This window comes from uncultured Algoriphagus sp. (genome assembly GCF_963974835.1).
GTDB lineage: Bacteria > Bacteroidota > Bacteroidia > Cytophagales > Cyclobacteriaceae > Algoriphagus.
Genome location: NZ_CAXBET010000026.1, coordinates 1 through 20,269 on the forward strand (window position 1 = coordinate 1; position 20,269 = coordinate 20,269).

13 protein-coding genes are annotated in these 20,269 nt (G+C 36.5%); 1 reads left to right on the forward strand and 12 read right to left on the reverse strand.

Going from position 1 to position 20,269, the window contains the following annotated elements:
- Nucleotides 1–74 precede the first annotated feature (74 nt).
- The 10 genes from AACZ73_RS22600 to AACZ73_RS22645 form a co-directional block, all read right to left on the reverse strand.
- A complete protein-coding gene (locus AACZ73_RS22600) occupies nucleotides 75–698 on the reverse strand; it encodes an SRPBCC domain-containing protein (RefSeq protein ID WP_339881290.1) in 624 nt (207 codons plus the stop codon).
- Nucleotides 699–885: 187 nt separating this feature from the next.
- On the reverse strand, nucleotides 886–2,346 hold the full coding sequence (locus AACZ73_RS22605) for a serine hydrolase (protein WP_339881292.1): 1,461 nt from the start codon (nucleotides 2,344–2,346) through the stop codon (nucleotides 886–888).
- Between the two features lie 102 nt (nucleotides 2,347–2,448).
- Complete coding sequence (locus AACZ73_RS22610; RefSeq protein ID WP_339881294.1) at nucleotides 2,449–2,988, reverse strand: helix-turn-helix transcriptional regulator; 540 nt, start codon at nucleotides 2,986–2,988, stop codon at nucleotides 2,449–2,451.
- 136 nt (nucleotides 2,989–3,124) lie between these two features.
- The gene (locus tag AACZ73_RS22615; RefSeq protein WP_339881296.1) at nucleotides 3,125–3,328 is read right to left on the reverse strand and encodes a tyrosine-type recombinase/integrase; all 204 of its coding nucleotides are present in this window, start codon (nucleotides 3,326–3,328) and stop codon (nucleotides 3,125–3,127) included.
- 982 nt (nucleotides 3,329–4,310) lie between these two features.
- Entirely contained in the window at nucleotides 4,311–4,619 is a 309-nt protein-coding gene (locus tag AACZ73_RS22620; protein ID WP_339881298.1) for a hypothetical protein, read from the reverse strand.
- A gap of 14 nt (nucleotides 4,620–4,633) precedes the next feature.
- Nucleotides 4,634–5,230 carry a hypothetical protein gene (locus AACZ73_RS22625; RefSeq protein WP_339881300.1) on the reverse strand — a complete coding sequence of 199 codons (597 nt, stop codon included), beginning with the start codon at nucleotides 5,228–5,230 and terminating at the stop codon, nucleotides 4,634–4,636.
- Between the two features lie 370 nt (nucleotides 5,231–5,600).
- Entirely contained in the window at nucleotides 5,601–6,101 is a 501-nt protein-coding gene (locus AACZ73_RS22630; RefSeq protein WP_339881302.1) for a hypothetical protein, read from the reverse strand.
- A gap of 56 nt (nucleotides 6,102–6,157) precedes the next feature.
- Nucleotides 6,158–10,729: a DUF6443 domain-containing protein gene (locus AACZ73_RS22635; RefSeq protein ID WP_339881304.1), complete on the reverse strand. Its 4,572-nt coding sequence runs from the start codon at nucleotides 10,727–10,729 to the stop codon at nucleotides 6,158–6,160.
- The gene (locus AACZ73_RS22640; protein WP_339881306.1) at nucleotides 10,726–11,187 is read right to left on the reverse strand and encodes a hypothetical protein; all 462 of its coding nucleotides are present in this window, start codon (nucleotides 11,185–11,187) and stop codon (nucleotides 10,726–10,728) included. Before AACZ73_RS22640 ends, AACZ73_RS22635 begins: the two co-directional genes overlap by 4 nt.
- 5 nt (nucleotides 11,188–11,192) lie before the next feature.
- Entirely contained in the window at nucleotides 11,193–14,405 is a 3,213-nt protein-coding gene (locus AACZ73_RS22645; RefSeq protein WP_339881308.1) for a hypothetical protein, read from the reverse strand.
- Between the two features lie 1,017 nt (nucleotides 14,406–15,422).
- Between AACZ73_RS22645 and AACZ73_RS22650 the strand changes: the two genes are divergently transcribed.
- Nucleotides 15,423–16,028, forward strand: a complete 606-nt coding sequence (locus AACZ73_RS22650) for a hypothetical protein (protein WP_339881309.1) — start codon at nucleotides 15,423–15,425, stop codon at nucleotides 16,026–16,028.
- Nucleotides 16,029–17,471: 1,443 nt separating this feature from the next.
- Here AACZ73_RS22650 and AACZ73_RS22655 read toward each other — a convergent pair.
- Nucleotides 17,472–18,287: a hypothetical protein gene (locus AACZ73_RS22655; RefSeq protein ID WP_339881311.1), complete on the reverse strand. Its 816-nt coding sequence runs from the start codon at nucleotides 18,285–18,287 to the stop codon at nucleotides 17,472–17,474.
- A 943-nt stretch (nucleotides 18,288–19,230) separates the two neighbouring features.
- The gene (locus tag AACZ73_RS22660) at nucleotides 19,231–20,025 is read right to left on the reverse strand and encodes a hypothetical protein (RefSeq protein ID WP_339881313.1); all 795 of its coding nucleotides are present in this window, start codon (nucleotides 20,023–20,025) and stop codon (nucleotides 19,231–19,233) included.
- Nucleotides 20,026–20,269: the final 244 nt, after the last annotated feature.

Consider the following 20,269-nt stretch of genomic DNA (forward strand, 5'->3'; position numbering starts at 1 on the left):
GCCAAAACAAAGAAAAAATGCTAGAAAATGAACTTTTGATTATTCATGGAACACAATGTTGTGCGTTTGGCTTTTTATTTCTTCGTGTTCAATAATTTTTCAATCTTTTCAAATGATTCATTCCAACCTTTAACCATATAGGGTTTCATTTCATTAAATGTCTTTCTTTCAATTTCTGTTGATTCGCCAAAAATTTCCCATTTAACAGTCATCTTTACTTTGTTCTCAGCTTCTTGTACAAAATCAGTAGTTAGCAATAGACTGTCGGGATAGGTTTCTGAAAATGGTGCTTTTATAAAATTCCCGTCCTTATCGCTGAAGTTTTGCACATAAACCAATTTTTCATTCGGGTTTATGGTTTTGTAATGCAATTTACCATATTTGGTCAATTGGTCAGGTGTTGTCATTTGCCAAAGTGCCGTTCCGTTTTCTTTTATGTCAGAATTCAAAAATGACATTTCTGCTCCTGTAGGACCCATCCAACTTGTATAAGTTTCAGGGTCAACCCACATATTGAACAATGTTTTTTTGTTCGTTTCAAATGTGTGACTGATTATAAAAGTGTCTTCTAAATTTTCTATTTCCTTTGTTTCCATTTTTATATTTTCATTGTTTTGTCCAGAATTTTTGTCCTCTTTATTCTTGCAAGCACTTAATGATACTATTGTCAAGATTAAAATTCCAAGTGTTTTTCTCATTCGTTTTTATCTGTTAATTTGTTTTTTGTCGTTTTCTTTAGCTGACGCACAACGGTAAATTGTATGAGTAGTGGCAGATTTCGTGGTACTCTCCTGTCAAACCGCTACGCAGTTTGATCGGGCTACAAGCCTTGATATTTAGTACTTTACCTGCCATTACTTATACAAAATGTTAGGCAACGTTTTTCTATCTTTTATTCCACAATTCATTTCCAAGATAAAGTCGTTTGGTCAGTAATTCTTCATATATATTGTTTACATTATCACCATTCAAGAAAATTAAATAGCCATTTTTTGATTTAGGAAACCATATTGCTAAAGTGCTTACTCCTGGGTCTTTGCCTGTATGTAATAATGCAAATTCATCATTGCTGAAGTTAGTTAAGATTTCCCAACCTAATCCGAAGAAATCATTTTCTTTAAGCGTTACCTGATGTTGTATCATTTCTTGATATAGCTTTTTAGAAAGTTCAGCCCCGTTTATGATGTATTCTAAAAACTTACCATAATCTTCCACCGTAGTTAAGAGATTTGCAGCAGCATTGGCTTCATAGTATTTTACAGTTTTTATTTTTTCTCCGTTCTCGTTGAAGTTTTGAGCATATCGTGTTTCGTCCATTCCCGAATCCCACCAGAAGCGGGTGTCTGTCATTTCAAGAGGGGTAAACAAGAGTTCTTTGGCAAGCTCTTCAATACTTTTACCCAGTTTGTTTTCAATGGCTTTTCTTAGATATTCAAAACCTTCACCCGAATATTGATATTTTGTTCCGGGGTCAAACTGAAAAGTCAGTTTATTTGAATCAGTCATATAACGCCAATTTGGAAAACCTGTTTGGTGCGTTAAAATGATTTTTGGGGTCAATTCCTTGTATCTTTTATCATTTTTAATATCAGGGTCAATCCAATATTTATATAAAGGTTCCTCTAAATCCAGTAGTCCTTTGTCAATCAGTTTTAATGTGGTCAATGCAAAAATAGGTTTTGTCAAAGATGCTACTTTGAAGATAGCATTATAAGGTGCAGTTGTTTGTTTATCCAATGTTCCGTAAACTTCAACTTTAGTCAATTTTCCGTTTTCAATTATTCCAATTCCCAATGCAGGAACGTTGTTATCTTTCAATAACTTTTCAATATCATTTTTAGGGCTTCCAACTACAGGGTCTTGATGGTCGTAACTCAGCACTTCGCTCAATTTCCAAATCTCATTTTTCAAAATCCAAATATGCGTGAATTTTGCCGTGCTGGTCCATACATCTTCTTTGCCATTTTCCCTTAAATAGAAATGATGGACACCTTTCTGTATGGCACCATATATTTTTCCATTGTTATAGAGGGGAAATACTTCCAAACTATTTGTATCTACTTTGCGGATTGGCTTTTGTTCTGAATTAGAACAGATGTATTTTTGCGTATTTTCGAAGAAGGCATTTTTATCTTGGAATCCACTTTGGTCGTGGTAAAATTTTAAATCTTTGGCTATGTGACTTTCTAAATAATCCAAATCACATTGGTTAAACCCACGTTCAAAGAAAATGCTGTCTTGCTTTTTGAGTTCGATAAATAAATCTGAATTTTTATCTGTTTGTGCAATGGCGCTAAAAATAGATAAAGCAAGAAAAGCTACGCTAAAGAAAATTTGTTTTGTCATACTAATAATTATTTTTCTGCAAAAATGCGATTCCTGATGATTTTCATCATAAAAATCTCCCCGCCAATAACCTGACAATATACCGCCATCTTCACGAAAGGCTCATATGAGACTGAAATTCAGACGGAAAAACAGTTCGCCTTTTTTGTCAATCTCTGCTGCATTTCTGAGGATTATGAATATGTTTGACAATACCAAAAAAATCATAACAACTAGACTAAACTTATTTCCAAGTGAAAACCAATTTTTCATAAAGGAGCTTAGCATAAAAATAATAACAGCAAAGATTAGCCATAAAATTTGAATGGAAACAATTTGCTTTGCCAATGGATTAAATTGCTTTTTGGCAAACATTATAACAAGTGGAATAATAATATTTGCAGGTGGGATTATAGTGAAAGGCAATGAAGTAAGGTTGATAATCTTTATTAAGGTGGACTTAATTTCAATTTGGGCTTCTTCTTTTTCAAGCAATTCATTTTCTTTTATTCCTAAGGTCTTCGCTAATATTTTAAGTGTTTGTCCTTTTGGTTCATTCCCCGATTCAATACGTTGTATGGTTCTTATAGAAATCCCTGATTTATCAGAAAGTTCTTCCTGTGTCAAGTTAAGTTTTTCTCTGTTCTTTTTCAGTTTTGACATTCGAAGTTGTTTTTCTTAAATGTTGCCTAACACTTGTATTTACAGCATTACCTCTACCCTATTGCGTCTATATCGCAATTGTCCACAGGGTTCCGGGGTGCTGATGTGACCAAATTAAGAATTTCGTCGATCCCATCTAGTGGGCTTTAAAAATTTTTATTCGAAATTGAAAGAACATGGATATAGAATTCCGTTGTCTTGGTTTATCATGACCCAATAGTGCCTGCACACAGCGTAGATTTGTACCTTTCTGTAATAAATGGGTGGCAAAACTATGACAAAGTGCATGCACTGTCGCCCAGGAATTAGAGCTACTTTTCTCCACTGCCCTCCGAAACACAGCCTGAATGCTGGTCGCAGAATGTTGTCCACCCTCCTGCCCTTCAAAAAGCCAGTAAATTTACCGTCTTTAGATATAGCAATTTTTTTAGTCAGTTCTTCGTGTTTATTTCTGGCTCTCATGGAGAGGATTTTCTAAGGACGGCCTGGCTCCTCGCTAAAACAGTTCACTGGATTGTCTCTTTACGCTCAGCCCTCTTGTTCATACAAGTTAGAGTCAGAATCATACAATGCATAAGCCATATAGGCCTCCGGAACTGGCTTCTGTTGCAGTTCGGTTATTACCAGGGCTATCACGTTGGCTATTGCGATTCATTCACTCCTCCTGCACTAAGATTCTGACCATATCCCGTTAGGTGTCGGATCATCTTTTTATCCATTCCTGTGCGTATGGAGCTTGCCGGAGACAATCTTCATTCCTTCGGGTCCACATACTTCCCAAACACCTCAAGTGTCACGCTGTCGCCTTGTTGCACTTTCTGTGATCTCGCTAAACCCAAGCATACGGTTTCTCCCCTCATCCAGCTAAGCAGTGGCATTGCCGCTGTGAGTCTTGTTGTCTTTGTCTGATCCTTATAATGGACTAGAATTACAAATTCTAAAGAATGTTAAGGGCAAATTGCAAATTCTACCCTCTCTCACTTCTCTATATAATATAGCCTGCTTTGAAACTCCTCCGTTTCCTTTGTTGATTGAAACGATTGCATCCTTGATAAATACTTGATTGATTTTCATGATTTAATATTGTTCAAAAGGATTCCGAACCTAAGGATCTGACATTGCCATGAAGGTAAAAAAAAATTAATGCCTTCAAATTTTCACGTTTTGTCACAAAAAAAAACGAATATTTTGATATCAACATTGCCGATTTCCTTAAATAATAATTAAATCCTATTTTAGCTCAAGCTTAAATATCTACCTTAAAGATGGAAGACTTTTCGAATAGGCTTCATTTTCAATAAGAAAAATTCCACATAATCTAACTAAGGAAATATTATTTGTCTAACCTGCATTTTTCCATTGAAAATAATTTCAATATTCGAAGAAGCTAGGATGCCAGCTTCGTAGCTGTATACGGAATCTGGTCCCCACACACCTTTTTCGAGGCCTTTATTGCCCATAATACTTATAACCTCATCTTGAGAAGCACCATGATTAATTTTTTTTACATTTTCCAAATTTTCCTGAGAAATTCGTTGAGAAGGCAGATAGATTAACAAATAAATTAAAGTCACAAAAACTAGAATAACTGATATAAACATAACCCAATATCCAACAAAATACTTTAGCATTTTTTTCAATTTTTCTATTTGTATATATAATAATTCTGTGATCGATTCACTAAAAACTCTTTTAAATAATGAGCAATTTTTGAGGGGTTTTGTTCAATTTGTTTACCATACTGATTGGTGAACTCATAACCTAAATTATTGGAAAAATAATCTTGTTTATCAAATGCAGTTTTTTCCTTCCCTCCGGCAGACTGCCCCCTTTCGATAAGATTTCCTACCCATTTCCAATAACTGCCTACGATTAAAACATGTCTGAGATCAATGACTACGCTTGGATTTTGAGGATCTCTAAAATATCTAATAAAGGGTCCTCCTGAAGCAAGAGAAATTCCTAGGATTTTTTGTGCTGGACGCTGATTAATTATTCTCCTAAGTACTTTTCCAGAGTTTTTACTTACAAAATCATCTATAGTATGAAGCTTTTCTCCCTCACTAACATGAGTATTTAATAGGTCTGAATCAATATTGGCATTTGGTTGATTCTGATCAACAGTATTTGCTTTCTTTTTTATCTTACCAGATAGATACCCTCTTTCTTCTGTATGACTCCATACATTTCCAATATCAATATCTTCCCCATATCCCCCTATGACAACCTGCCCAATAGCCACTTCATTTTGAGAACCATCCTCACTGTCGCTTTAATAGCCATTTCCTTAAATGATATTAACGGTCTGCATCCCATCCGGATCAATATACCTTAGCGGATTATTGTATGCATAATTAAAAGGAGAATGTCTTCTCATCTGCTCCGACCTAGGATCAACAACAAACCAAAGCCCGAAAGCAGGATTCCTGATACGCTTCGCTATCGGGATAGGCTATAAATCGTAGCTACGAAGTCATTCCTCTCGATAGCTTTCTATATCAGTTTCAGTTGTATCATTATTGTTTAGAAATTGTAAAGGGTATTAATTGGCATATAAATATCTTATATGGTAGTAGATACAAAACAAAAAAGCTAATGGCTAACTAATTCATTTAGTTTTTAAATTCTAATTCTCCAAACAAATGAATTAAAATTGGAACTCTATAAATATCTTTTTCTGAAAAATCTTTATCTGGAATACAATCAATATATTTGTTATACAAATCTTTGCCCATAAAATCCCTATACTTAAAATCATCTAATAATTTTACCACATCAATTAGAAAAGGAGTATCACTTAGATCATTATTAAATTTATTTACTGCTTCATTATAAATAAACCAGCTTCTAGCTTGATTAGAGGGATAGCTTAAAGAAAAATATGCGTTATTGTCTTTATATAGTTTAGCCATATTTAGTTTAGTACCACCTAGTAAATATTTGTCATAAAAACCTTTATAGTTTTCTTTGGAAGTAGATTTTAGATAATTATTTTCTAGTAAAAACCCTTCAAAGTCAATGGCAATATCTAACAAACTAATACTTTCATTATTTTCTGATTGTATTGAATACACTTCCATTGAGTGCAAAATAAACTCTTCTTGTTTAGACAATTTTCTATTCTGAGTACAATAACTACAAATTAATAATATTACGATGAAGATCTTTTTCATTTGCCTAATATCCAGTTTTTCATAAATTCTTGATTATTTTTAAAATTCAAATAAAGACCTGATGTTCCACCCCATCTAATATACCAATTTCCATTTTCATGATAACCATCTTGATAATCAAAATATTTAAATGAGAGCCCCCTCTCAGGCCCGTGAAATGGTATTTGGTACAACATATTAACCTCTCTATTTCCCATTTGAAATGGAGCGAATGAGTCGCCACTTGGGCCCAAAAAGGAATTGAGCATATGTTGAGGCTTTTTTGATTCCAAATGAGTACCTCCAATTCCTAAGCATTCAGTACTCAAGCACTCAAATAAGCCATTAAGATCAATATCTGTCTTACTAGTCATGTGATACTTAATTCCTTTTAGTAAATGAACTGCTATTGCTTCTCTTCCTTGATTTTTTAAATTTAATACACCTGGGTGATCATTTCCATCATAACCCGCTAGGCTATTTTTATTTTTAGATACAGAATACTCTCCAAAATGGGATCCCATTGAAGTGGTTGAAAATCTTGCACTTTGATTCCCATATCCATCGGACCATTGAAAATCACTTCGCTGAATTAATGCCCTTCTTACTATATTATTTAACCTCTTGTCATATTGTTCTTCACCCACTTTCCCAGTAGCCACTTCATTTTGAGTGTTATCCTCACTGTCACTATGAGTGGCAGTGCCTTGGTTGATAGTAACCGGCGCCATCCCATCCGGATCAATAAACCGCATTGGATTATTGTAAGCATAATTATAGGGTGAGTGCCTGTGCATCTGCTCTGCCATCGGATCCATCACAAACCATCTTCCTATAGCTGGGTCATACATCCTAGCTCCGAAGTCGTACATATTCACTCCCAAGTGGCCGTTTGCCTCTTTTCCATTATAAAGATAAGGATTGACTTTGATTCCTCCATACTGATACCCAAGTCCTGAGAGTTCTACTCCCCATGGATCATAATGAGTCTCCTGAACAATCAAGGGTCCTGTACTAGTGACACTAAACTGGTCAAACCAAACATCATCTGAGGTTTCATTAACCAGATAAGTCTCTATATAGCCGTCTTTAGATACAGCAATTTTTTTAGTCAGTTCTTCGTGTTTATTTCTGGCTCTCCTGGACAGAGTTACTTTTCCTTGATCATACAGGGTAGAGTCAGAATCATACAATGCATAGGCCATATAGGCCTCCGGAACTGGCTTCTGTTGTAGTTCAGTAATCACCAATGCAACCACATTGGCTATAGCGATTTCATTCACTCCTCCTGCACTAAGATTCTGACCATATTCCGTTAGGTGTCGGATCATCCTTTTGTCCATTCCTGACCTTACAAAGCTGGCCGGAGAAAGCCTGATTTTTTTTGGATCAACATACTTTCCAAATACCTCAAGTGTGACGCTGTCGCCTTGTTGCACTTCCTGAGAACGGGATGGTCCCAAGATTCGGTTTCTTGCCGCATTGAGCCATGCGGTAGCGTATCCTCCCGGAGTCTTGTTATGCTCTCCTGCTCCCTGGCGGGATTCACTGATGTTTTCAAAATACTTTTCCTCTTCCTGGGTATTCTCAGGCTCCATGGTGGCAACACGAAAAACGGACACTGGAGCACGGATCACCTGTCGTACATTTCCCAAATGGTCTTTGACAAAGAACTCATATTGGAAGGCAGAATTCTCGTAGGAAGCTCTACCTTCCTCATGCATGATATAGGATATCGCATTATTTTCAAATACAATTTCTCCTAGATAATCAAATGTCTTAACAGTTGCCCCATCCGTATTGACCTGCCTGAGTTTCACTCCCTGTGCATCATACCAATAATCAATTTTTTTATTGGTTCCTGAGAAAGTAATTGTGGCCGGAAGATTCAGATGATTGTAGGTAATGGACGTGATGCTTTTGTCAGAATTCGAAGTCAGATTTCCATTAGAATTATACGTATAGTTGGTAGTTCCCAAATTCTTGAAGTCTTTAGAAACAAAATTTGTTGGTTCTGGATCAGCTACATTCAAAAGTTTGTTACTGTTGACCGCATAAGTATATGTAAGCTGGTCTACAACTCCAAAACTCCCTAAGCTTCTTTCATTCAAACGCCAAAGACTCATAAGATTTCCATTTGCATCATAGCTGACATACCCTATATTATAACGCCCATCCTCACTTGGAGAACCTGGCACCGTATACAGTACATCTGCCAGTCTATTATTCATATCATAGTAATAATTATAAACTCTTTTAGAATTGTCCTTTCCTTTCCATTCTGCTTTAGCGATACTTCCTCCAAACTGATTGAAGCCTCCTCCTGCTTCATAAAATAGTTCCTGAGCAAACACTCCTGTTGTAGCATTACTGACCTGAGGATCATTGATTTTTTTAAGCCATCCCCTGATATTATAAGTAAAACTTGTCAATGCAGCTCCTGCAACTGGATAGGCTTTGGAAGTAAGCTCTCCCAATTGATTATAGGTATGAGTGGCCAGTGTAACTACACCACCTGAATTGATCTTGTGGTTAATATGGCTTAATCCTCCGGCGGCGTTATATACATAACCTTTTGTAATGGTATAGGTACCTGGCGTAGTGTGTTGGGTAATCGTTTCCAGTGGTTTGTTTTCAAAATCATATTTACTGGATATACGCACTGTCCCAGCCAAATGATGATCAGAAATTGTTTGAATTACCCGGCCTTGAGAATCATAGTAAATCGCTGTTTCATAACGGGTGTTGTTCCCCAGGTTCTTCACCAAAGTGCCGGTCAACATACCTGTAGTTTTGGTACTGCTGTCATGGTAGCCCGTAGGCTTTACATAAGTGAGTGTGGATTTTCTGAAGGAATAATTATCGTAGTAATTCACTGTCAGTACATCTCCTTCGCCATTGCCATCTGTTGCTCTCGGAAATCCTCCTGCATTGGTAGTTCCTGTCTTGCCCGAAGTGGAATTGATTACAGCATTGTTATTGCCCAATCCATCAACTAATGTCTGTAAAGTCGCCCTGGTTCCCGAATAGGTAACCAAACCAGTCATAACCTCACGACCTAGCACATCATATTTAGCAAAAAGCCATTTACCCTGTGAGATTAAAAGACTGTCATGAGAAGCAACCAATCTGTCCTGTAGATCATAAACCATTTCTTCCGGAGCTTTACCTGGAAGCTTTTTTGTGATCTGCCTGCCCTTGACATCATAGGAATAGAGATAATAAAGCCCGAATTTGTTGGAATCACTTATAGAGCCGGCCCAATTATTTGAAGCTCTTAATGTGCTGATGGCCTTTGGTGGCATAACTACCCTTAGATTACCCATCAAATCATACACATAATAGCTACATAGCCATCCATCGTGATGGGATGTAGGGGCTAAATCAATCTGAACTTTCTTTAAAATCAGTCTGCCCAGTTTATCCTTGTATTCGATCGTTCTTTGATCCTGTTCGTTATAGCTTTCCACTTTGGATAATGCCCCATTGGCAAATAATCCTCCATTAACTGGTAAACCCGAGGAATTTACTGTCCAAATCCTAACTGAATCAGCTGCTGTATTTACATTTTCAAAAAACTCTATTTCATGGCCAATCCAAGGGGTGCCCACAACCCCCTGCTTTAGTACACGGTTGAGTGGAGAAGTCTCAAAAGACTTATCGGAATATCCGCGGGAGTCTGCGTACTGGGCTGTGTAATAGGAATTATGTAAAGTGGTGGCTGTGCTACGGTATAACCCCTGGCTTGTAGAATTATCGGGAAATGGAAGATAGTCTCTGTATTGTCTTCCCAATGCATCGTATCCAACAGGAGTGATTATGTCAGAGCCGTTAACAGAAGCCTGTATGGTCACCTGTTGGTTAGGCCTTCCCAGACCATCGTGGTAGGAAGTCTGTTTATAGGATAATTTTTGTGAGGAATTTCTCAGGGTATAATCCCCTGTCAAGGTATCCCTTGCCGAATATTCACGTGTCCAGTTCTGGTCTTCTGAATAGCGGTTGATTCTAACTGGCATTTTGGAGGTAATGCAACCCGTGGAAGTATATCGATACGCAACGTAATATGTTTTACTTGCTGAAAGAATCGGGGTAGTATAATTTTGTGTACTTGCAAGCAGGGTTGTTTGATTACTGTCATACCACTGATAAGTAAATCCGACAGGTGCAGGGTTTGCCGACAAAGTTACTTGTCCATTGGCGATCAATGTAGCTCCAGGAGCTGAAGGTATGACTAAAGGGCATAAATCCGTCGTACTTCCTGTAACAGTTACCGTTAAGTAATCATAGAATGTCCCGGTTACATCCGAATATTCGTAGTAGATACTGAATGTTCCAGAGGAAGGCCAAGTAAGATAGTTGTAACTAATCGCATTTCCCGAGGCCGTTGCTCCGTTGGTATCCCAATAATAGCTTCCTGAAGTTGGAGGCGCTATCTGGCCTGACCCACTGTAAAAATTAATGGTGTATGTTGTTTGCTGACCAGCTGTTACTGAACTTGGCCCTACAATATCTATGTAAGAAATAGCCTGGGAATAGCAGTAAGAGCCTACTGAAATAAAAACCAGGAGAAATAGAAGTATAGACCTCATGGCTCAAACCTTTTTAGGTGAAGAATAAGTGCTTCACTTTCATCCGAGTTGCCAGGGGCAAGTATAAGGTCACTTTTGTTCAAGGTAATAGTGTAGCTCAACATTGACTTGTCTTCCAGTTCAATTTCCAAAATTCCGTCTTTCCTAATTATCCAGTTACCGTAAACCAGTTGAGTGTCTCCATGGGAATTCCACGATGACTCAAACCGCCCATTTTCCTGGAATACATAAACTCTTGAGCGCATGCTTTCAAGCAGGCTTTCAAAATGTTCCTGCTTCAATTTATTGTTACTGTTTCTACCAGCCGAAGTGGATTTTTCCATCTGGATATCCGCATCCATGAGCCACGCTCCTGAAATGGCGGCCATTGCTACACTATCCTTGGACTGGGCCAACACACCAAGTTGAAACATTCCAAAAAGTAGGCTAGTGAAAAATAATGATCTATAGGTGCCCATATTTATTATTTGATAAAGTTGTATTCGTAGTGTGAAAGAATATGTCCGTCATTGTTGAGAATGGTTTCCAGCCTGCCCAACCGGTCGTACTTATACACTACAGCTTGGTTCTTTGCATCCAATTGTGACCACTGGCCCACGCCAGGAACATAGGTATAGGTATTCATTTCAGATCCCGGTGGCTGAATCCTGATTTCATCGATAAGAATGTTTGAACCGGAAATTGATAATGCTGTAGTTGTAATGTCCCGCTCGACAAGTTTCCAGGTGGTACTCAGGCTTTCAGTTGCTCCCAAAAAGGTCCATGACTGCGTCCCGCTGGGTACTTTGGCCCAAAAACTTAGCTTGTACTTATTTGAGGTCGAAGCCCCTGTGACTGTCCGTGTAATTGCACCTCCGGATAATCTGTAAGCATTTCTGCCGGTTCTCGCCTCATCCCAACGAAGGACAGTCTCCGGCCCACTGTAAATCCAGCCACCCTTTTCTTTGGTTTCAAAAGAAGTATAAGCTATCTGTGTAGCTGTAGCATTTTTAACTTCTGCAATGGGGTAAGCCCCATCATATCCCCAAATAAATGAATTTGGTGCTGCATCGGATTTATTGAATGTGGTCAGATTCCCTCTAGTATCATAAGTAGAAAAGGTCAGTCTCACTTGATAGCGGGTGTCCCTGGTGACTGCTGAGGTACCAGAAACTGTCAATGGGGTAAATGACGCTATAGCTAGAGGCGAAGCAATCTCCAAAAAGCACATGTTATCAGGCACATAATAACTGCCTGAGGCCTTGAAATAGGTTAACTGACTGCCTATAATCTGGGCATTTGTACCGTTAAGGTTTTGGATTAGGGTATACTGCTCTATTGGCTTAAGTATGTTTTTTAAGGTCAGTTGCTTAAGAATATTTGGGTATCCGGTATAGGTTGTACCGGTATTTATAACATGAAATGGATAACGATATCTTGTCACAACCACTTCCGGGTTCGAACTGACTCTTACTTCCTCTTGGGTAAGTTGGAGATAAGATGGATCATAAGTCTTTAATGTAGTTGTGGTAAGTGTTCCTGTTGGATAAATTATTGACTCGGTCCTTGAACTTTCCACATATGACCCTGTTTGCTGTTCAAGATTTCTAATCTGGTAGGTCATGATATCGACTGCAGTACCAATTTCATCTATGCAGGAAGAGCTAAAAGGAGGCATATATCCGTCATCAATAAACTGGATGGCAGCCTGACTGACAGCAATGTTCTGAGCTTTCAATTTTGAATATGTAATGACAGTCTGAGACACATCAGTACCCGCAGCATTCTTAACTGTTTTTTTTGTCAGTTTCCCTCTCTCCCATGCAATTGAGTTCCGATGGGTTTTATTGGAAAAAGGTACAATCATCAACAAGTCTGGGATATGAGTATTGTTATCAAACTCATATAGAGTTTTTCCGTTTGTACCATTGATATTCTCATATTCGCTCACTTTCAGGTATACTACAGGACTATCATCGTAGCCTGCTGCTATGGCTGAATTGGAGTAAAACATCCTGATCCGCTCTCTCCTGCTACAACCCGTCACCTCACAACCTGATCTGGACTGGGACTCAGTAACAAAAAAGAACAGGCTTTGGGTGAAGTTTTTGGTCCCTGTTCCAGCCTCCCCTTCCCCGTATTTATATTCTTTGGAATAAACAGATGATCCAGTAGTATTGGTGATTCTCTTTATCCGTAATCCCCCTCCATATTTGGTCACTGAACCGTCTAAATATTTGTGAGGCTCGTAAAAAAACTCAGTGTAACCTTTAGTGGGATGGGTGATCCTTTTTAGCATACCTTCCTTGATATAGGTAGTATCACTTTCCCTATTGGCATTACCGATATTGATGTTCGATACCGCTGTTGATGTATTGGGTTGATATTGTATGGTCTGCTGTGGAATCAAACTACTATTTGGTTTTCCGTTATAAAACCCAAACCAGTCCCTGCTCTTACTTTTGGTTGCTTGGTTCCACGAAAATGAGGTAGTATGATAGCTGAAAGATTGCTTGTCAATTACCGTGTTTGCCCCATCTTTTTCAATTAATTCATCAAGTTTAAGACGTGAGACACCTGTGAAATAACTTTTTGTAAGCTGGTAGGATTTAATAAGCGTATAGCTTGTATCAGTTTTACTGTATATCTCAATCCTATCCAATGAATTTAAATTGGTAAGATCAGAACGCTTCGCGGTACTTTTGACAAATGTAACTTTGCCTGTCTTATATTTGATTTCATGAATGCCCAAACTATTAGTCACTGAGCTAGTATTGACTTCCTGTTGGATATATGTTCCACTTCTACAGGGAAGACTTGTAGGATTGGTCGTGTTACACTGATCAATAACCGTAATGTTATGTTCTATATCCTCAAGTGATTGTAAACCTAGATCTTGGTAACTAATCTCAACCTTGTCATCAGAGTTGGGAGCAAAGACTTCTACCAGATACCAGGTAGTTCTTCCACTGACTGTACTACCTCCCGCGCCATTAGTTGTAGTATTTTCAGTATAGTTTGTATTGGCCGAGTTTCTTCCAAATCTATATCTGATCCCATTTTCATCGGTAATATCAAAGTAGTTAAGACTGGAACCAACCACTAAATTTATGGGAACCTCTGGGAAAAGATACGGTGCTAATCCATTTTGTCGGAGATAAAATTTCCCACTCTTGCCTGGCAGAGTATAGGAAAATATATCAGCCTCTCTATCATAACCTGGTTGCACACTGTTTTTCTTATAAAGCCAGTTATCTTTATCAGTCTGTGTAACACCAATACAATAATTTCCTACGGAATAATTGTTTGATCCTGTTTGGAAATATGAATCGTCAGCCATTTTCTGGATTTGACGCGTAATCTGCCCTCCTGCAATTATTGACCATCCCAACCCTGCCCAGCTTGCCTGATCTGTGTATTTTATCCCTGAGGAATGGTAATTAAGGTTGATAGGAATTTTAATCGGTCCAGCCTCTACCGAGTATAGCGGGATTGAAATATTAGGAACCCCCGTATACAGATTGACATCGTAATTTCCATACCGCTCAATAGCTGAAGCATTAGGGGACTTCTGGATTGGTTTTGGGAAATTATTGTTTACCTGTGTCTGAATATTACCGGGTAATTGGGCCCAGATGGAAGAGATATTTACCAAGTAAAAAAACAGGAATAATCCGAGTAAATTTTTTGCACCCATATTTAATAGTTGAAATATTTAGCGCAAATGATTAAATAATTTAAATTTTAAAAAATACCCTATATATGGTATTTATATTTTGAAAATTTATTACTATCCAAAATTTTATTTGTATCTGAAGAATAAATACAGAATTATAAAAATCATTTTCTTGTATGAATCCCTAAAAATTTTCGTCAATAAACAGCAGAATTTATAAATATTATGCGTTTATATGTTTAGTCCTATTTCTAGGATTTAAACAAAATTGTAGGGTACATTCCTAAGAAAAAGCCAATACCAAATTGATTTAGTTTAACTAATAATTTTTAGTAAAAAATAATAAAAAATGTTTTTCTGAATTTTTATGGGTTTAAAAGATCAAGACTGTGAATGAAATTAAAAGGAATAATAGGCGGCTTAGGTAAGGAAATCTTTTTGAATATGATTTATGACTTTTTTTAATCTCCAAAGCTAGGGAACCAAATTTTTCAGGAAGTTCTGCCAACAGCACCAATCTTTAAACTGACAGTACTATTGGCCTTTGTGCTAAAACCTTCTTTTTTTTAAGAATTGATGAAGCAAGCCAGGAAAAAAAATCCATACTTAACTCCTTGTCCTTAGGTACTTGTGTATAATGAATTGCAAGAATAAAAGGAGGTATCCCTATTATCTTATTTCAAAGAAGTTAAAGCAGTTAGTAACCTTTTTTTTAATTCGCCCTGGTTACGTGAGGAATATTTGGAGCAGAAACCATAAGCAGGTTAAAAAAATTGTAATTAAAGTAAGACCCCCGCGGTCAGAAAGTCCTTCGCTCCACTTCTATACAATCTAAACGGTAGTGAATCAGTTAGACTTAAATTAGCTGGATAACCCAAGGATCGGTACTGATTTAAACGGCATCTTCATCAATTCAAGCAAGTTAAACCTAGGATTTTAGGAACGAATTACTAACTTAGTTCTAAGGGTATTACCCTGTTAATTCTTAACCTCTAGAGCCTAGCGGAGAATATACTAAGCTTTGTATCAATCATTAAAATGAAAACCTCTATTTTACTTTTTCTTTCATGTTTTTTGGTATGGGTATCTTATGGTCAATCGGTAGAGAAGTTACTTGAAAGTGCGAATACAAAATATCGGCTTTCAGATTACAATGGAGCAAATAGTGATTACAGCAAAGCAATTGAGTTAGATATAAATTGTTTAGAAGCCTATCACCAAAGAGGCAACATCAGAAGTATTCTAAATGACCACAGAGGAGCAATAGCCGATTACACAAATGCAATAAGTCTTGATCCTAATAAAGCCGTATTATTTTTTAACAGAGCAATGTCAAAAGAAGAAATAAAGGACTACCAAGGTGCTATATATGACTACACTCGAGGTATTGAACTAGCTCCGTCCCTACCATTCATCTACTTGTCAAGAGGAAAATTAAAGCTTGAGTTAGAGGATTATAGAGGTGCGATAGCTGATTTCACAAAGGAAATAGAGAACAATCCTGATTCTTCAGAATCGTATTACATCAGAGGGTTATCTAAAATCATGATAAAACAAAAAGAAAGCGGGTGTTTAGACTTTTCAAGAGCAGGAGAATTAGGGCATTCTGAAGCCTATAAATCTATAATCGAGATTTGCAATTAGAAACATATAAACCAAAGACTTTTTGAAAATTTTATAGTGGTAGAAATAGGAAGGTAAGTTTATTTGCGCATAGTAAAAATTGCCAACATAAATATTCAAAATATAAATTATTTAACGCTAGAATTCAAAGTACAAGTGAAAATTTAACGCATTTAAATAATAGTATAATCATTCAGCAATCGTTAGGACAGATTTGCTATAACTTCAATTGTAAAGAAGACGGTTCTTCAACAAAGCAATATACTTAATCCGTAATTTGATTATCCATTTTACTGTACATTCCTCGATTGTTGTAATAATGAATGAATTCTGGCATATCCGTCTAAAGACCCAATCCATACTGTAGTGCATTGGGATAGACCTTTCATAGCTAACCCTTCGCCAAACCTCCTGACAAATTCATTGTCAATTGCCTCACCTTTGCCACCCATGTTCATACGTATTCCATTGTGGAATACCGAATTGGTTAAGATTTATGAGGTAATTCTTCCCTAATCCTTAAGGAGAATCCTGGACATCCGTACTGAATGATGAGCTCTTAAGACAGTTCTTTGCACCATTCCATAATGGTGTTAATCAAGATATACCAACCGAAAAGGTGTCTGATGTACAGCTCATTGATCGCTAATAGGTGGATAAATCCATTATTTAGGTAGGTAGTATCTTTGACACAAACCTGATAAGATGGTCCATTTCCATATTGCTTGGCAGGTACATATATTCTTTATGGGCGATGTTGAATTGGGAAGCATGCGTGCCGGAAGTCCCATGTATCGGTCGCACAGTACTCCATCCGGTTTTTCTCTGATCATTAACCCCCAAACCCCCTTCAGCCCGGTGTGCATCCTGTATGGTCCCCTGTAGGACCAATGGAGGTAGTGTTCTTCCATAATTTCAATAAGGCCAAAATTCAGTTCCGATTCCGCCTGCGGCCAGAAACAGATCCGGACCTAAGGAAATTGGGAATACTACATAGACCTTTCCAGCACAGTTAGGTATCACCCATCCGAATCTTTAATGCGAGGTTTTGCCAAAGGTTCTAGCGAAAGGCTTCTTTTAAAAATCATTATCAACTTTAACCATGAAGGTGATTTTTAGCAATGGGCTTTTTTCCTCATCGGCAGGATCTTTCTTATTTTTGTTGTTCATATTAAAACATCTACGTCCCGTTGAGAAGTTTCCCCTTCCAAGCAGTTTCCTACTAAGGTGTCAGTTCGTGTCTCTGGGCAGCTCCGCCAGTGAAGTGTTTATTTGAAACAATTCCAAAAAAAGCTTAGACTTGAGGTTGGATGTAAATATTCTCATCATCGTTACAATAAATTAAAAAGTGAATTTTACATTTAATTTAATATAATTTTCTATCACAATTTTTAAGGAATACCAAATGATGACCTTTAGGAGAGTTTATATAAAATAATAAGATTTCTTTATGCTAATTTATAGTCATATTCCAAATTGATTCCTTCTTTCAAATTTAGATAAATCTATAAACAGATAACTCTGAATGCCAGTTTCCAACAAAAATTCAGAAATCCTTTTATCTTTGTCACTACTTGCATCAGGTAAAATTGGTATTTCCAAAAAAGTCTGCGGATTGGTATCAGTAACTAAAGTTAAATAATTTTCTCTCGAACCAACTTTAAGTATTTTTCCAGCACGGCAACTTATAATATCATATATGATAAAATATAAATTTATTCCATTATACTTTAACAGTTTCTTAAGCTTCTCTGTTGTCCACCGATGAAATATTAAATCTTCATTATGCATAAAAAAATAGGCAAATTCATGCCAAACACATGAGCTTCCAAAATAATCATATGGTGGAGATTCAAAGCCATCTTCAGCTTCGTTGAAAAACATTTCCCAAACAGCAAGTTCATCTTTCCAAATTCTTTGCTTAACAATCTGTTCAGATAGATGAGATATTTTTCTCGTACTTAGTTTGTCCCATTTAGAGTCTTTAACCTTAACCTTTGGTCTCTTAGCTTCAAAAATACCTACTTTAAATTTATCACAAGATTTAAAAATCATTATTCCATCCACCCCAAACTTCCTTTCATTATTTGAGGGCAAAGTCTGGGCAAAGCACTTTGTAACCAATTGGTTTTTAATTGCTTGTCTAATTTTTGAGGTTAAATTTGACACATAATCTCTTTCATCTATAATTATTCCAGCTATAAATTCCCTCCGGCACTCATAATCAATCTCCGAAAATATTGATGCTACTCGATCCGCAAGATGAAAGTTTCCAAACATTTAATTAAGCATTAGGTATCCACTAATTACAACATAAATTTACTTTTTAACAATTCACACTTTATCTATCTAAAAAAAAATTCAAATAGGATAATTTGCAATTACATTTTTTTAACATCAAATCATAATTAAATCAACATCATAAGCCAAATAAAAGAGTAATTTAAAACCTGCTCCTACTATTCCAGCATATATTACTGATTTAAGTTACTATAGCTTTTATTTTGCTGTTAATTTCAGGATGATTAAACATTGATTAATATGTCCCACAGTCACCTGTATTAATACAATTATAATGAGGTTAAATACTGTTATAAGCAGTATCCAGGATTAAACATTATTATCTAAAAATCAATCATTTTTGACCGGCTAAGAAGCTTTATAGCTATTTTATTATTTGTATAAGCATCTTTTCCAGAAACGAACACAAATATTAAGGTTCTTGAAAGACTGCAGATTGGAATTAGGTGTTGAGAGGAGGCATAAAGTTTTCCGTTTATTATGAAATCCAATATTATGCCCGGCTAAAGACAAAACCTGATAGAAAGGCCCTAGGGAATCAGATTGTGAATTTCCCAATTAAAAACCGCATCCACAGGCCAAAGCCTTCAAATGAAATCTCAAGATGAGAATAGAACACAAGGATCGGGGAATGCTTGTTTTCGGACTTAGGGAAGCCAAATTAATGAAACAGCTGAGCTTGTGCAGCTCTATCAGCAAGAAATTCAAAATGCAGACAAAGATTTCAATCACCCATAGCCGGTTTAAGAATTAAGTTGGTAAAGCTTCTCTTTTAAACCGGAAAAACTGAGACTACTATATAAAAGTAGAAAAACCTTGATATGTGTTGGCCGGGCATGATTTCCTTGAGATTATTTAACCTTCAATCATCTTAGTTAGCGTATTTTGACCCATAAACGAAAATCCTTTCGACAATAATAACCTAATTATCACTCCTGTAATTCGAGATTGCCCTTTTTCTCCATTCATTTAAAGTTGCATCAGAACTCTTATAATTTTCTATTTTTTCTAAAATCCCAGTTTGATCATCCCAGCCATTTTTGGCATTTGCAAGTACAACCATGATTCCTAAAACCTCTCTATATGTTAGATTTCCCATTCTAAAGGATTCAAACATTTCATTTTGTACTTCCCTAGGATAATTATTATACAAATTTGACAGCTCATCCCTCGCACTAGTTCTAAGGTTACGGTTCTCATCGCTCAGCCTGTAGATTGTGTTCTGAATATCATCAATAATTTTTGAGTCTAATTTTTCAAGATATTCCTTAGCCAAAGAGTCTTCTGCAAGATTTTCGGTATACTTTAGCCGCAAAAGAATCTGTTTTACTTTGACATCACCAAAAGTTAAAGTTAATACATCAAGAAGTTGAGTTCTTCTCTCATTGGTTTCAGAAAACAAAGTAGCTTCATTTTTCATTAAGAAATCAGCTATGCCTAAATCGAAATTTCTACTGTTGTTAAGTTCTGAAAGTTCGATTTCCTTATCCTTTTGAGTCTTAGCTATTTCTATTTCAGCTTTTTTAACTGATTTGGAGTCAAAATATTGAATTGAGGCAACCAAAATTGCCGCAATTGATATAATCGATGTTATGCTTATACCAAATTTCTGGAAAATTTTGATTTTCTCATTTGATTCTCTATGAATTTCAAATTGAAGTTTATCCTCCTCAACTTTAATTTCCCTTTCCTTCAGTTTAACTTCTTCAGGTGTCATGGTATATGTGTTTATATAAGCCTAATTTTAATTCTTCTATTAAATTAAAATCTCAAAAGAGAATTAACTCTGGACATGAGTTATGAATAACAGTATATCACACCTTACTACCAATTCAATTTATATTCACAATCTAGTTACCTTTTTTATTTGCAACAATAGTGTGAGTAAAGTATGTAGTTAGAGTATATGGACCTGCTACATTTGATTGGACAGTAAGTTAAGCCCCCTTAACTTAGAACCA